Annotated in this window: 14 protein-coding genes; 7 read left to right on the top strand and 7 right to left on the bottom strand. The window is 38.0% G+C overall.

Annotated features, from left to right (window positions below; genetic code table 11):
• Window positions 1-70: 70 nt before the first annotated feature.
• The 3 genes from ABD682_RS09435 (at window position 71) to pulA (ending at window position 2,733) form a co-directional block, all read left to right on the top strand.
• Window positions 71-211, top strand: a complete 141-nt coding sequence (locus ABD682_RS09435) for a hypothetical protein (protein ID WP_344741020.1) — start codon at window positions 71-73, stop codon at window positions 209-211.
• Window positions 212-299: 88 nt separating this feature from the next.
• Window positions 300-758: a tRNA (cytidine(34)-2'-O)-methyltransferase gene (locus ABD682_RS09430; protein ID WP_344741019.1), complete on the top strand. Its 459-nt coding sequence runs from the start codon at window positions 300-302 to the stop codon at window positions 756-758.
• 1 nt (window position 759) lies between these two features.
• A complete protein-coding gene (gene pulA / locus ABD682_RS09425) occupies window positions 760-2,733 on the top strand; it encodes a type I pullulanase (RefSeq protein ID WP_344741018.1) in 1,974 nt (657 codons plus the stop codon).
• Between the two features lie 24 nt (window positions 2,734-2,757).
• On the opposite strand, the gene ABD682_RS09420 is transcribed toward pulA, so the two are convergent.
• Complete coding sequence (locus tag ABD682_RS09420) at window positions 2,758-4,017, bottom strand: DEAD/DEAH box helicase (RefSeq protein WP_344741016.1); 1,260 nt, start codon at window positions 4,015-4,017, stop codon at window positions 2,758-2,760.
• Between the two features lie 173 nt (window positions 4,018-4,190).
• On the opposite strand from ABD682_RS09420, the gene ABD682_RS09415 reads away from it, so the two are divergent.
• Entirely contained in the window at window positions 4,191-6,221 is a 2,031-nt protein-coding gene (locus ABD682_RS09415; RefSeq protein ID WP_344741015.1) for a S9 family peptidase, read from the top strand.
• A gap of 3 nt (window positions 6,222-6,224) precedes the next feature.
• Here the strand turns inward: ABD682_RS09415 and ABD682_RS09410 are convergent, their stop codons facing one another.
• On the bottom strand, window positions 6,225-6,878 hold the full coding sequence (locus ABD682_RS09410; protein WP_344741014.1) for a uracil-DNA glycosylase family protein: 654 nt from the start codon (window positions 6,876-6,878) through the stop codon (window positions 6,225-6,227).
• A 65-nt stretch (window positions 6,879-6,943) separates the two neighbouring features.
• On the opposite strand from ABD682_RS09410, the gene ABD682_RS09405 reads away from it, so the two are divergent.
• Window positions 6,944-7,078 (top strand): 30S ribosomal protein THX, encoded by a 135-nt coding sequence (locus ABD682_RS09405; protein ID WP_344741012.1) that lies wholly within the window; start codon window positions 6,944-6,946, stop codon window positions 7,076-7,078.
• Between the two features lie 5 nt (window positions 7,079-7,083).
• Here ABD682_RS09405 and yaaA read toward each other — a convergent pair whose 3' ends face one another.
• From yaaA to ABD682_RS09390, 3 genes are all read right to left on the bottom strand, one after another.
• Window positions 7,084-7,842, bottom strand: coding sequence for a peroxide stress protein YaaA (gene yaaA, locus ABD682_RS09400; RefSeq protein WP_344741011.1), 759 nt, complete (start codon window positions 7,840-7,842; stop codon window positions 7,084-7,086).
• Window positions 7,843-7,933: 91 nt separating this feature from the next.
• Complete coding sequence (locus tag ABD682_RS09395; protein WP_344741010.1) at window positions 7,934-8,977, bottom strand: RluA family pseudouridine synthase; 1,044 nt, start codon at window positions 8,975-8,977, stop codon at window positions 7,934-7,936.
• Window positions 8,978-8,979: 2 nt separating this feature from the next.
• Window positions 8,980-9,534 (bottom strand): PASTA domain-containing protein, encoded by a 555-nt coding sequence (locus tag ABD682_RS09390; protein WP_344741008.1) that lies wholly within the window; start codon window positions 9,532-9,534, stop codon window positions 8,980-8,982.
• A gap of 170 nt (window positions 9,535-9,704) precedes the next feature.
• Between ABD682_RS09390 and ABD682_RS09385 the strand changes: the two genes are divergently transcribed.
• The gene (locus tag ABD682_RS09385; RefSeq protein WP_344741007.1) at window positions 9,705-10,679 is read left to right on the top strand and encodes a D-alanine--D-alanine ligase; all 975 of its coding nucleotides are present in this window, start codon (window positions 9,705-9,707) and stop codon (window positions 10,677-10,679) included.
• 56 nt (window positions 10,680-10,735) lie between these two features.
• Complete coding sequence (coaD, locus tag ABD682_RS09380) at window positions 10,736-11,191, top strand: pantetheine-phosphate adenylyltransferase (RefSeq protein ID WP_344741004.1); 456 nt, start codon at window positions 10,736-10,738, stop codon at window positions 11,189-11,191.
• Here coaD and ABD682_RS09375 read toward each other — a convergent pair whose 3' ends face one another.
• On the bottom strand, window positions 11,192-12,805 hold the full coding sequence (locus ABD682_RS09375; protein WP_344741002.1) for a SulP family inorganic anion transporter: 1,614 nt from the start codon (window positions 12,803-12,805) through the stop codon (window positions 11,192-11,194). It lies immediately after the preceding gene.
• 105 nt (window positions 12,806-12,910) lie between these two features.
• Window positions 12,911-13,279, bottom strand: a complete 369-nt coding sequence (locus ABD682_RS09370) for a hypothetical protein (protein ID WP_344741000.1) — start codon at window positions 13,277-13,279, stop codon at window positions 12,911-12,913.
• Window positions 13,280-13,299 lie beyond the last annotated feature (20 nt).

The raw sequence follows: 13,299 nt of genomic DNA, 5'->3' as shown, positions 1-13,299 counted from the left end.
TTTAAGATAGATTTAATAGAATTTTAGTCTTATTTCTGTACCTTCTAATGAACCCAAAAAAAGAAAGATTATGGAAACTATAAGAGATAGAAAATTCGAAAGAACAAAAGAGCAAAAACAACCCTTAAACCCGGAAGGGAATACGCATCAGGAGAAAAATGATTTTGATATTGATGAGAAAACAATTAAAGATCAACAAAATAAAAAATAAAACTCCTGAGCATTAAAATTTAAAAAAGAACCTGTTCTAATTTTAGAGCAGGTTCTTTTATATTTGGGCTACAAACTCTAAAAAATTCATGGCCTTACACATTGTATTAATCGAACCTGAAATCCCAAATAACACAGGAAATATTGGGCGTTTGGCATTGGCCTCCGGTGCGGAACTTCACCTGGTAAAACCCTTTGGCTTCGAAATTAATGACACAAGGTTGAAACGTGCCGGTTTGGATTACTGGGATCATCTTCCGGTTCATTATTACGAAAACTCCGAGGCTTTTTTTAGAAAACATGAAGGTAAATCGATGGCCTTTTTATCCAGTCACGGTGCCAGTGACTACTGGGATATTCCCTATGAAGAGGACCTTTTTTTAATTTTTGGAAAGGAATCTGTTGGTCTGCCAAAGACACTACTTAAAAAACATATTCAACATACCTATAAAATTCCTATTTTTAGTCCCCACGTTCGAAGCCTAAACCTCGCCAATGCTGTCAGCATTGTGGTTTACGAAGGGCTGAACCAACTTAAACACCACTAAAATGAGACTGATATTAAGTTTTTTGCTCCTCACCATCGTTGCTACCTCCTGTAAAGACACTAAAGAAAAACAAATGACGAAAACAGCCTACGACACCAATTTATGGTTGGATTATACTAAAGAAGCCACAACTTTTAAGTTATGGTCGCCTACGGCGGAAAAAGTAAAGCTAAATCTTTATAATAACGGTACTGATGGTTCAGCATATCAAACGGAATTTTTAGAGGAAGGTAACGATCATGTTTGGCACAAAACACTAGAAGGTGACCTGGCCGGAGTGTATTACACCTATCAAATTAATGTAAACGGACAATGGCTGGATGAAACTCCCGGCATTTATGCACAGGCTGTTGGTATTAATGGAAAACGTGCTATGGTTTTAGATCTGAATAGCACAAATCCTCAGGGCTGGACAGACGATCAGGGACCAAAATTAAAATATCCTAACGAAGCGATTATTTACGAATTACAAGTTCGGGACATGACGATCCAACCCGAAGCCGGTTCCAGCTATCCCGGTAAATTTCTTGGTTTGGTAGAATCGGGAAGGACAGGTCCACAAGGTGTCTCAACGGGTATTGACCATATCAAAGAACTGGGAGTGACGCATGTACACATTCTTCCGGCTTTTGATAATTATTCTATTGATGAAACAAAACTAGATCAACCGCAATACAACTGGGGTTACGATCCTCAAAATTATAACGTTCCGGAAGGGTCTTTTTCCACGGATCCGTATCATGCCGATGTACGCATCAAAGAATTTAAAACCATGGTAAAAGCCTTTCACGACCATGGGATTGGTGTTATTTTAGATGTGGTTTACAATCATACCGGACGGACAAAAGAATCAAATTTTAATTTAGAAGCCCCGGAATATTATTATCGTATGAACGAAGATGGTAGCTATTCAGATGCCTCAGCTTGTGGTAATGAAACCGCATCCGAAAAAGAAATGATGCGTAAATTCATGATAGCCTCCGTAAGTTATTGGGCCAAAGAATATCATTTGGATGGCTTTCGCTTCGATTTAATGGGCATCCACGATATCGAAACCATGAACGAAATAACCGCTTCGGTAAAAGTGATAAATCCGAATGCCATCATTTATGGTGAAGGTTGGACTGCTGGAAACTCTCCCCTACCTGACGAACAAAAAGCCTTAAAGAAAAACACCTTTAAAATGCCTCAGGTTTCGGCATTTAGCGATGATATCCGTGATGGCTTAAAAGGCTCCGTTTTTGAAGAAAAGGACAAAGGCTTTGTTAGTGGTAAAAAAGGTACGGAAGAATCTATAAAATCTGGTGTTGTTGGAGCCATTCAGCATCCACAGATCAATTACAAAAAGGTTAATTATTCTGATAAACCGTGGACCGAAAACCCTTGGCAATCGGTTAGTTATGTGTCTTGTCATGACAATAATACTTTGTATGACAAATTAAAATTATCTACAGAAAATCAAACAGTTGGTAGTCTGGAAGCTATGGATAAACTGGCCAATGCCATTATATTAACCTCCCAAGGAGTTGCCTTTTTACATGCCGGTTCGGAAATGTTACGAACCAAACAAGGGATAGAAAACTCCTTTAATTCACCTGACAGTATCAATGAAATTAACTGGCATTGGAAAGTTGATCACGCTGATGTGGTAGCCTATTATGAAAATCTCATAAAATTGCGTAAGGCGCATCCGGCATTGCGGATGACCTCAGCAGCAGACGTTCAAAATAATTTGAAATTCAAAACCGTAAAAGATGGTTTGATCAGTTACGAAATAAGTAACAACGCCAATGGTGATTCCTGGAAAACCATTTTTGTAGTTTACAATGCCAATAAAGATCCATACAAATTAACATTGGACGGTATTTGGCAACAGGCTGTTAGCGGAGATAAATTTACCCTGGAAAACGGCAAAACTATTGAAAAATCAGTTATGGTTCCTGCACAATCTATGTTCATAGCCTATCAAGAATAAGTTTAAACCCATCATAAAACGTGGTTAATTACGTCTGGAACGTCTTTGAAAAGATTTGTTTTTAGATTTTCTTGAATTTCCTGAAGGCTTATTCCCATGGTTTCCGGAGCGATTTCCGCCACCCTGCTTTCTTGGGGCTGTTGATGCATTTGGATCCGGTTCAAAACCTTCAACGATGGTTACCGGAAGTGTCATTTCAATCAGTTTTTCAATATCTTTTAAAAACAAGGTTTCATCGGCACTTACTAATGACAAAGCTTCACCGGAGGCTCCTGCACGCCCTGTTCTACCAATACGATGCACATAATCTTCGGGAACGTTGGGCAGTTCAAAATTAATGACATGTGGCAATAAGGGAATGTCCAGGCCCCGTGCTGCAATATCGGTGGCCACTAAAACACGTACCTTAGATTGTTTGAACCCAGCCAGGGCTTTGGTTCGTGCAGCCTGACTTTTATTTCCATGGATCGCCGCTGCAGAAATACCGGCCTTTTCCATTTTTTGACATAATTTGTTGGCGCCGTGTTTGGTTCGAGTAAAAACCAGGACCTGTTTCCAGTTACCATCAGAAATAAGTTTGATAATTAAATCGGTTTTCGCCGCTTTCGCAACCCGAAATACTTTCTGGTTTATGGTTTCAACGGTCGTATTCTCAGGAGTGGCTTCAACCTGAACAGGATGGTTTAGAATACCCTGAGCCAGTTTTCGTATATCTTTGGAAAATGTGGCAGAAAACATGAGATTTTGACGCTTGTCGGGAATGAGCTTCATTACGCGCTCAATATCTCTTAAAAACCCCATATCGAGCATTCTATCGGCTTCATCCAGAACAAAAATTTCAACCCGTTTTAAAGAAATGATATTTTGATTAACAAGGTCTAATAAGCGACCGGGGGTCGCTACCAATACATCAACCCCTTTTCGAATAGAAGCTGCCTGGGGTTTTTGATTAACGCCACCAAAAATAACAGCTGAGCGTAAATTTAAAAAAGCGCCATATTCCCTAACATTACTATAAACCTGCGCGGCAAGTTCTCTGGTTGGGGTTAGAATTAAAGCTCTTATTGGTCTGAACTTACCTTTTGGATTCTCTGAAAGAATATGCAATAGAGGTAAAGTAAAACCAGCTGTTTTTCCCGTTCCGGTTTGGGCGGATGCTAAAACATCTTTTCCTTCTAAAATGGGAGGAATGGCTTTTTGTTGTATGGGAGATGGTGTTGTGTATCCTTTTTCGCTAACTGCTTTTAGCAAGGCTTCGGATAAGCCTAAAGATTGAAATGACATATGGTGTGTTTATGGAAGGTCCGTTCAGGACGTTTGAGATAAACAACAACAATGTATTTTCTATCTCCTTCAAATTAAGGCGCAAAGGTATGGTTAATTTATCATTTTAATTGGAATACTTTATTTTAAGCGAAAAAAATGCGACATTCGTTATCCAACCAATAAAAATTTCTATGAAACAATTCGTATTAAGTCTCTTTTGTCTGTTGTTATTCAGTCAGAAAGGGATCACTCAGGAAAAGACCAATTTAAAATTACTGGATATCTTCGATATGGAGTATGTCTCAGATCCGCAGATCTCGCCCGATGGTTCAAGAATCATTTATGTGAGGAATTTCAAGGATATCACGACCGATAAAAATTTATCCAATCTATGGATTATCAATTTTGATGGAACTGAAAATCGGCCTTTAACCACTGGAAATCAAAATGACAATACTCCAAGATGGTCACATGATGGTAAAAAGATCATTTATAAATCGAATAAAGCAGATGAAAAAACTAAGGTTTATTTGCTTTGGATAGATAGTAAAGATGAAACAGCGCTCACTAATGGAGAGCAGGCTCCAAATAACATCAGTTGGTCCTATGATGATCAAACCATAGCTTTTGATATGTTTGTCCCGGAGAAAGATCCATCTATCATAAAAATGCCGGAGAAGCCTAAGGGTGCAACCTGGCAAGATCCTCCAATCTATATCGATAAATTACAGTACCGCAGTGATGGTAAAGGCTACCTTAAACCGGGTCACAATCAAATATTCACTTTACCGGTTCAGGGTGGAACACCTAAACAGCTCACTTTTGAAGCCTACGATCATGGAAATCCTGTTTGGTCTAAAAACAATGACATGCTTTATTTTTCAGCTAATGCACATAAACCTGAAGAATTAAAACCCGGAGACTCGGAGATCTACAGTATTTCCCTAACTGATGGTAGTATAAAAGCGCTAACCGATCGCTTTGGTCCGGATATAGACCCTTCGGTTTCACCGGATGGCAAAACCATAGCTTATTTAGGCTATGACGACGAATTACTGGGCTATACTCAAAATAAATTATACCTCATGGATGCTGATGGCTCCAATAGCCGTTTGATATCAAAAAACTTTGACAGAAGTATCGAGAATATCACCTGGTTTTCCAATGGCAAAGGACTTTATTTTAAATATTATGATCAGGGTCATGCCAAACTAGCTTCCATTTCACTAAACGGAAAAATTCAGGATATTACCGGCAACCTGGGAGGATTATCCATAGGAAGACCTTATAACTCCGGAAGTTTTACCGCTTCCAATACGGATAGATTCGCTTATACCCTTGGTGGTACGGAACACCCTTCAGATCTGGGTGTAGCTGATTCAAAAACCAGGAAACGCCTAACAGATTTGAACGCCGATCTCTTTGCATTCAGAACTATTGGAAAGGTTGAAGAATTATGGTGGGAGTCTTCTTATGACCAACAAAAAATTCAAGGCTGGCTGGTAACACCACCGGATTTTGATCCTTCAAAAAAATACCCTTTTATTCTTGAAATACATGGTGGTCCTTTCTTAAGTTACGGTGCAGAGTTTTCCGCAGAGATCCAGGAGTTTGCTGCTGCAGGTTATGTGGTGTTGTATTGTAACCCAAGAGGAAGTGCCAGTTACGGAATGGATTTCGGTAATGAAATTCATCACAACTATCCAAATCATGACTACGATGATCTCATGTCGGGCGTTGATGCTGTATTGAAAAAAGGATTTATTGATGAAGCTAATTTATTTGTTACCGGTGGTAGTGGCGGTGGTGTACTTACGGCCTGGATTATTGGTAAAACAGACCGTTTTAGAGCTGCGGTAGTTGCTAAGCCTGTAATTAATTGGTACAGCTTTGCATTATACTCAGACAATATTGCCTACTTTTCTAAATACTGGTTTGCCAAAAAGCCCTGGGAAGATCCCGAAAGTTATTTAAAGCGATCTCCGATAAGCTATGTTGGCAACGTTACGACCCCAACCATGGTTTTAGGAGGTGAAGAAGATTTCAGAACACCACTTCCGGAAGCAGAACAATTTTATGGTGCCTTAAAATTACAAAATGTAGAAACGGCAATGGTAAGAATTCCTGGAGCGTCTCATGGCATCGCCGCCAAACCAAGTAATCTGGTGGCTAAAATGGCTGCCATTCTTTCCTGGTTTGAAAAATACAGAACAGATAAATAACTTTTATAGGAATTCCTGATATTGCAGAACCCTGAAATCAAACGTATTGAATTCAGGGTTTTTTGCTTTTAAATGTTTGTACAACGGCATACTTCCAATAGCACGATTCGCAGAACCTGAAGCCGAAGTTAAAGATACCGTTTTTATAAGGCGCCCCGATAATTCAAATTTATGAATACGTGGAATTTCGTTTGAAACAAGTTGCAATTTCAAATCATAATCCTTTAAGTGTTTTCTGAAGAAATATTCCGGACCATTCTTACTGTTTCCGCCAGTAAATAATAGGGTTTTCACATTGGGATATACTTTTAAATACCCGACAAGATCGCGAAGTATAACATCTTCCATACCAAGATCTGAAGCATCAATTTTTTTTCGCTTACAAGAATCAACAATATCACAAACACCAATGTTATGCTTTTTTAGAAATGCTTTTCTTTGATTTACAGCTTCCTCAGAATTATCATATCGCAAATTGAGATCGTGAATTTTATCAATAAAAAGCCATAAGGAATTGTAATAACTTCCATAGCAAAAATCAACATCTTGTTCTAAAAGATCTCCTGTTGAAAATCGCGGTGGTGGAAGTGTCCCAACAATGAGTTTGTGAGTATCTTCAAATATAAAGGGATCGTACGGATGTTGATGATGAAACACGTTGAAACTTGATTTTCAGTTTAAAATTCATTATCTTATTATTTCAACAAAATAAACAAATAATTATGGGTAAAGGCGATAAAAAAACGAAACGTGGAAAAATACACAGAGGTACTTTTGGCACAAGACGTCCTCGTATCAAAAAGAAACGCTCGGTAGAAAGTAAAATCAATATCAACGAAAAAGCGAAGGTTAAGTAGTTTATCTATCGGATAAATACCAGCTCGCCAGATTTCGACATCTCTTCACTATAACTGTAATCACCATAATTAAAACCTTTAAGGTCGTCTACAGTTTGGGCATTGGTATCAACAACATAGCGTGCCATTAATCCCCGTGCTTCTTTAGCGAAAAAAGAAATAATCTTGTATTTACCGTTCTTAAAGTCCTTGAAGGTAACATCCACTACCGGCACTTTCAAAGCTTTTTTATCGATAGCTTTAAAATACTCATTACTGGCCAGATTCAGGAAAACTTCATCATCCTTAAGTTCCTCATTCAAGGCTTTAGTGATATCTTTTTTCCAGAACTCATACAAATTCTTCTTTCTTCCTACAGCTATTTTAGTTCCCATTTCCAAACGATACGGCTGGATAAGATCGGTAGGTTTTAAAATACCGTATAATCCAGATAAGATTCGAACAGTATTGTTTAGCGTATCTATTTTTTCTTTAGGAATAGTATAAGCATCCAAACCTTTATATACATCGCCGTTAAAAGCGTACATCGCCGGACGGGCATTTTCTTGAGTAAATGGCAATTCCCATTCCTGATTTCGCTCGTAGTTCAATTGACCCAACGCATCAGAGATACTCATTAATTTTGATAAGCCCTTGGCTGATTTCTTTTTGAGAATTTTATTAAGACGTTCTGATTGCTCTAAAAATTGCGGTTCGGTATACCTGTCTGTTGGTAATTCACTTTCGTAATCTAAAGATTTAGCTGGTGATAAAACGAGTTTCATAACAATGGTTTTTCAAAAACAAAAATACAATACAAGAGTCATTCTTAAAATAGAGATTAAGAATAATTTGTAATACAATTATAAATGTAATTTATTCCAGTTCCTGATGTTTGGCGTAATTGCGCCACTTTTCGATACATTGTTCCATATCTAACGGAAGTGGCGTTTCAAAGCGCATGAATTTGTGAGTAACAGGATGCTCAAAACCAAGCGTTTTTGCATGCAACGCTTGTCGTGGTAGAACTTTAAAACAATTTTCAACAAATTGTTTGTATTTACTGAAGGTTGTTCCTTTCAGAATTTTGTCGCCACCATAGCGTTCATCATTGAATAAAGTATGCCCAATATGTTTCATATGCACCCGAATTTGATGGGTTCGACCGGTTTCCAAAACACATGATACTAAGGTAACGTATCCAAAGCGTTCTAGAACCTTATAATGCGTAACTGCGGGTTTTCCTTTATCTGCTTCATCACCTAAAAAAACGGTGTTCTGTAAACGATTCTTTGGATGCCGTCCTATAGCTCCTTCCACGGTACCTTCATCATCCTCTACATTTCCCCAAACCAAAGCAACATATTCCCGTTCGCTGGTTTTTTCAGCAAATTGCATAGAAAGGTACGCCATGGCCTGCTCCGTTTTAGCCACTACTAATAGTCCGCTGGTATCCTTATCGATCCGGTGTACTAATCCCGGACGATCACTGGAATTGTTTGGTAAATTTTCAAAGCGGTAAATGAGTCCGTTAATAAGTGTTCCGGAGTAATTTCCGTGCCCGGGATGTACCACCATACCTGCCGGTTTGTTAACCACTAATAAAACATCATCTTCATAAATAATATCCAGATCAATGGGTTCGCCAACCAGTAAATTTTCATGTGGCGGATGCTTAAAAAGGACTCGGATTTTATCGAATGGTTTTACTTTATAGTTGGACTTCACTGGTGTTCCGTTCACATAAACACTACCGTCTTTTGCTGCCGCCTGAATCTTATTTCGTGTAGCATTTTCAACAAAATTCATGAGGTATTTATCGATACGTAAAGGTTTCTGACCTTTTTCTACATCAAATGCATAGTGCTCATACAGGTCTTCATCATCATCCTCGGAAAATTGCGGTGTGTAATCTTCCATATCTAAGGTTGGTTACCATTTCCTAAAACCAGGTCGATAACTGAAGTTTTCGGTAATTTATCTCCTTCTTTAAGTGTTTCGCCATCGTGCATCATTTTAAGTACCATGTCTTTGGCTATATTATCTACATACACCAATTTACCGACTTTAAACCCCAGGGCTTCCAGAGTAGGTTGGGCTTGTCTTAGGGTACGTTCGGTAAGATCAGGAACACGAATTTGTCTGTATCCTGAAGGATTGATAGTCAGGTAAATCTTCCTGTTATCCTTAACTTTAGATCCCGCAGGAGGCTCTTGCTCTATCACGGAATATTTCGGATAATCCGGATTGTAATTTGCAGAATCCTGCACCTTCAGGTCTAGATTATTTTCCTTGAGGGTCATTTGAGCAACACTCAGTGATTTTCCGGTAAGATCAGGTACGATCTCAAATTCGCCGTGGTTAGTATAAACACTTAACCACTTCAACAAAATAAAACTTAATACCAGCACGGCGGCACCGGCTAATAGAATTTGTTTAAGAAATACTTTACTTTTTAAGAATTTGAGGATGCTCATTTGAAGATTTTTATATTTAGCAAATATATAAAAACGCCAGTGTTTTTTCTTTTCCAATTTATATGATATTTTAGCTTAACTTATAATAGATACGATTTATTGTAAGGTTTTAGACTAATTACCATAAAATTTAAACGTCCTCTTTAACAGAGATTAACATCACAACCTGAATGAAAAAAAACATCGCCATTATTATGGGTGGATATTCAAGTGAATATCAAATCTCTCTAAAAAGTGGGCAAGTTGTTTACGACACTTTAAAAGCCGCTGGTTACGCGTGTTACAGAATCCATATTTTTAAGGAGAAATGGGTTTTTGTTGACGAAAATGAAAATGAATTCCCGGTTGATAAAAATAATTTTTCAATTACTTTAAATGGGTCAAAAATTACGTTTGATTGTGTTTTTAATGCGATACACGGTTCTCCCGGTGAAGACGGATTTATGCAAGCCTATTTTAATTTAATTCAATTACCACAAACAAGTTGCAACATGTACCAGGCAGCGCTAACATTTAATAAACGCGATTGCTTGAGTGTACTTAAACCTTATGGCATTAATATGGCAACGTCCTATTATTTGAATTTAGGCGACCCTATTGATGAAGAAGCCATTGTAAAAAAAGTTGGTTTACCATGCTTTGTTAAGGCGAATAAAGCCGGAAGCAGTTTTGGAATTACTAAAGTTCATAAGCAAAGTGAATTACAGGAAGCCATAAACACCGCATTTAAAGAAGATGATGAAATCATTATTGAAACGTATTTGGAAGGTACTGAAGTCTCTGTAGGCGTGATCTCGTATAAAGGAGAGACAACGGTTTTACCCATTACTGAGATTGTTTCTGAAAATGAATTTTTTGATTACGAAGCCAAATATCTGGGAAAATCTCAGGAAATAACACCTGCCAGAATTTCTGAAGATTATGAGAATAAAGTACGTGAAGCAGCAAAAAATATCTATAACATTTTAAAACTTTCCGGATTTAGCCGAAGTGAATTCATTTTTAAAAATGATGAACCTTATTTATTGGAAATTAATACGGTACCCGGACTAACGCGCGAGAGTATTTTACCTCAGCAAGCCGCTGCCGCCGGAATTAGTTTAACTGATCTTTTTGAAAACGCCATTAATGAAGCGATGCATTAAAGTTCAGAAATCTTTTCTTCAGCAAATATTAGTATCTTTGATTTAAATCAAATTCAATGAAACGAGCCTTATTTCCTGGATCTTTTGATCCGCTAACTCTAGGTCATTGCGATATTATCACGCGAGGTGTAACACTTTTTGATGAGCTCATTGTTGCGATTGGGGTCAATTCAGACAAAAAATATATGTTCTCTTTAGATGAACGCCAGCGTTTTATAGAAGAAACGTTTGCAAATGAACCTAAAGTAAAAGTAATGACTTATGAAGGTTTGACGGTTGATTTTTGTCAGGAAATTGGCGTAGAATTTATTTTAAGAGGTTTACGAAATCCCGCTGATTTTGAGTTTGAAAAAGCCATTGCGCACACCAATCGATGTTTATCTGAGATTGAAACGGTATTCTTGTTAACCTCAGCTAGAACTTCATTTATAGCCTCTTCTATTGTCCGAGATGTGATCCGAAACCATGGGGATTATACCAAATTAGTTCCGGGTAGTGTTCGAGTGAAATAATTAAAGATTATATTCCCCTAAACCTTTCGTAAATCGTTCCGGATTCTCGGCTAAATGATACCGGGGATCATCGATAGCTTCCACAATGACCTCCTCAAATTTCGGACTCGATTTATACAACAATACTTTACAGTCCTCACTCAAATGTTTTAATTTGATTCTCTTACCGGCTTCTTCGTATTTCAACACTAAATTGTAGATGGCTTCTATAGCTGAATGATCGCAAACACGTGATTCTACAAAATCAATTTCAACATGATCGGGATCATTTTTAACATCAAACTTATCATTAAAAGCTAAAATAGAACCAAAGAACAAAGGACCCCAAATTTCGTAAATTTTAGTGCCATCATCTTTCATGCGTTTTCTGGCGCGAATACGTTTTGCATTTTCCCAGGAGAATACAAGTGCACTAATAATTACTCCGGCAAAAACAGCAATAGCCAAATCGAAAACGATAGTTAAAGCAGATACGGTTACCAAAACAATAACATCGCTCAAAGGAATTTTATTCAAAATTCTAAAACTACTCCAGGCAAAAGTCCCAATGACTACCATAAACATAACGCCTACCAAGGCTGCGATAGGAACTTGCTCAATAAGTCCGGAAGCAAATAGGATAAAAATTAAGAGTAAAACCGACGCGATAATCCCGGACAAACGCGTACGTCCTCCAGATTTGATATTAATTAAAGATTGACCAATCATGGCACAGCCTCCCATACCTCCAAAAAAACCGGTTATAATATTTGCACCGCCTTGCGCCATACATTCACGATTGGCATTACCGCGAGTTTCTGTAAGTTCATCAACAAGGTTGAGCGTCATTAGTGATTCTATTAATCCAACGGCTGCAAGAATCAAGGCATAGGGAGTTATAAATTTCAAGGTTTGCCAATTCCATGGAATTTTAGAAAACAGATCCCATTGAAACGAAGGTAAACTACCTTTTAATCCAGTTCCTCCTCCGTCTCGTATAAAACTTCCAACGGTAGCAACATCTAGTTTTCCAAATATGACAATGGCAGACACAATTATTATGGCCATAAGCGCTGCAGGCAATTTTTTACTGAGTTTTGGAAGAAAGAACATAATCGCCATAGTTAGGAGTACCAGCCCCAACATAACAAACAATCGCGGACCTGTGAACCAGTTTCCTGAGCCATCTTTGAACATATTTAATTGCGATAAAAATATCACAATGGCTAAACCATTTACAAAACCCATCATTACCGGATGCGGTATCAAACGAACAAATTTCCCAAGTTTAAAAACACCGGCCAGCATTTGAAAACATCCCATTAAAATTACCGTAGCAAATAAATAGTACAATCCAAGATTTTCGCCAGTGGCGCCCATAGCATTACCTTCAGCTACCAAACTCACCATAACAACCGCCAAAGCGCCCGTTGCGCCACTAATCATGCCAGGTCGGCCTCCAAAGATTGAGGTTACAAAACCCACAATAAAAGCAGCATATAGTCCGATAAGGGGATCTACTCCAGCAACAAAAGAGAAGGCTACAGCTTCCGGAACTAGAGCCAAAGCCACCGTAATTCCACTTAAAATATCATCTTTGGCATTCGCCGCTTTTTTTCTGAAAAATGCTGTCATGGTTGCTGTGTTTTTTGAAGCTGCAAAAATACAGTTTAAAAAGCGTGTACCAAGGAGAAGTACAATTAATACAGCTAAATTAAACTAAAACGTTTGAGAATGAAGCTAGTATTGAGTTTCGAGCCATTCCAGAGCTTCCTCTCGCGATCCGAAAATTTGAAGATTGAGATTAGGATTATCACCGATTCTTACCAAGGTTTCGGTAGACATTACAGCACCCAGATTCGTTGCAACTACAGCGTAAGCTCCTATAAATTCTAAATTAGCCAAGGTTTTTTGTGCGCCAAACGTGTATGAATAAGAATGCTTTTTGTTGATTATCAGATAATATGGGGTATCCAAATTGTCGTTGAGGAATTCAGTATATTCCAAGACCATGTTTTCGTCAAGTTCAATGCCTTCATTAATGATAACTTCGGCTAAATTAGGTTCCAGTATGGTTATTTCACCAAATGACAAAGTATAACTATTCATATTTAAATTGAGAGGGCTAT

The sequence above is a fragment of the Gaetbulibacter aestuarii genome, assembly GCF_039537665.1.
Taxonomy (GTDB): Bacteria; Bacteroidota; Bacteroidia; order Flavobacteriales; family Flavobacteriaceae; genus Gaetbulibacter_A; species Gaetbulibacter_A aestuarii.
The sequence above is the reverse complement of the archived record's forward strand: the minus strand, read 5'-3'. Positions and strand labels throughout refer to the sequence as shown.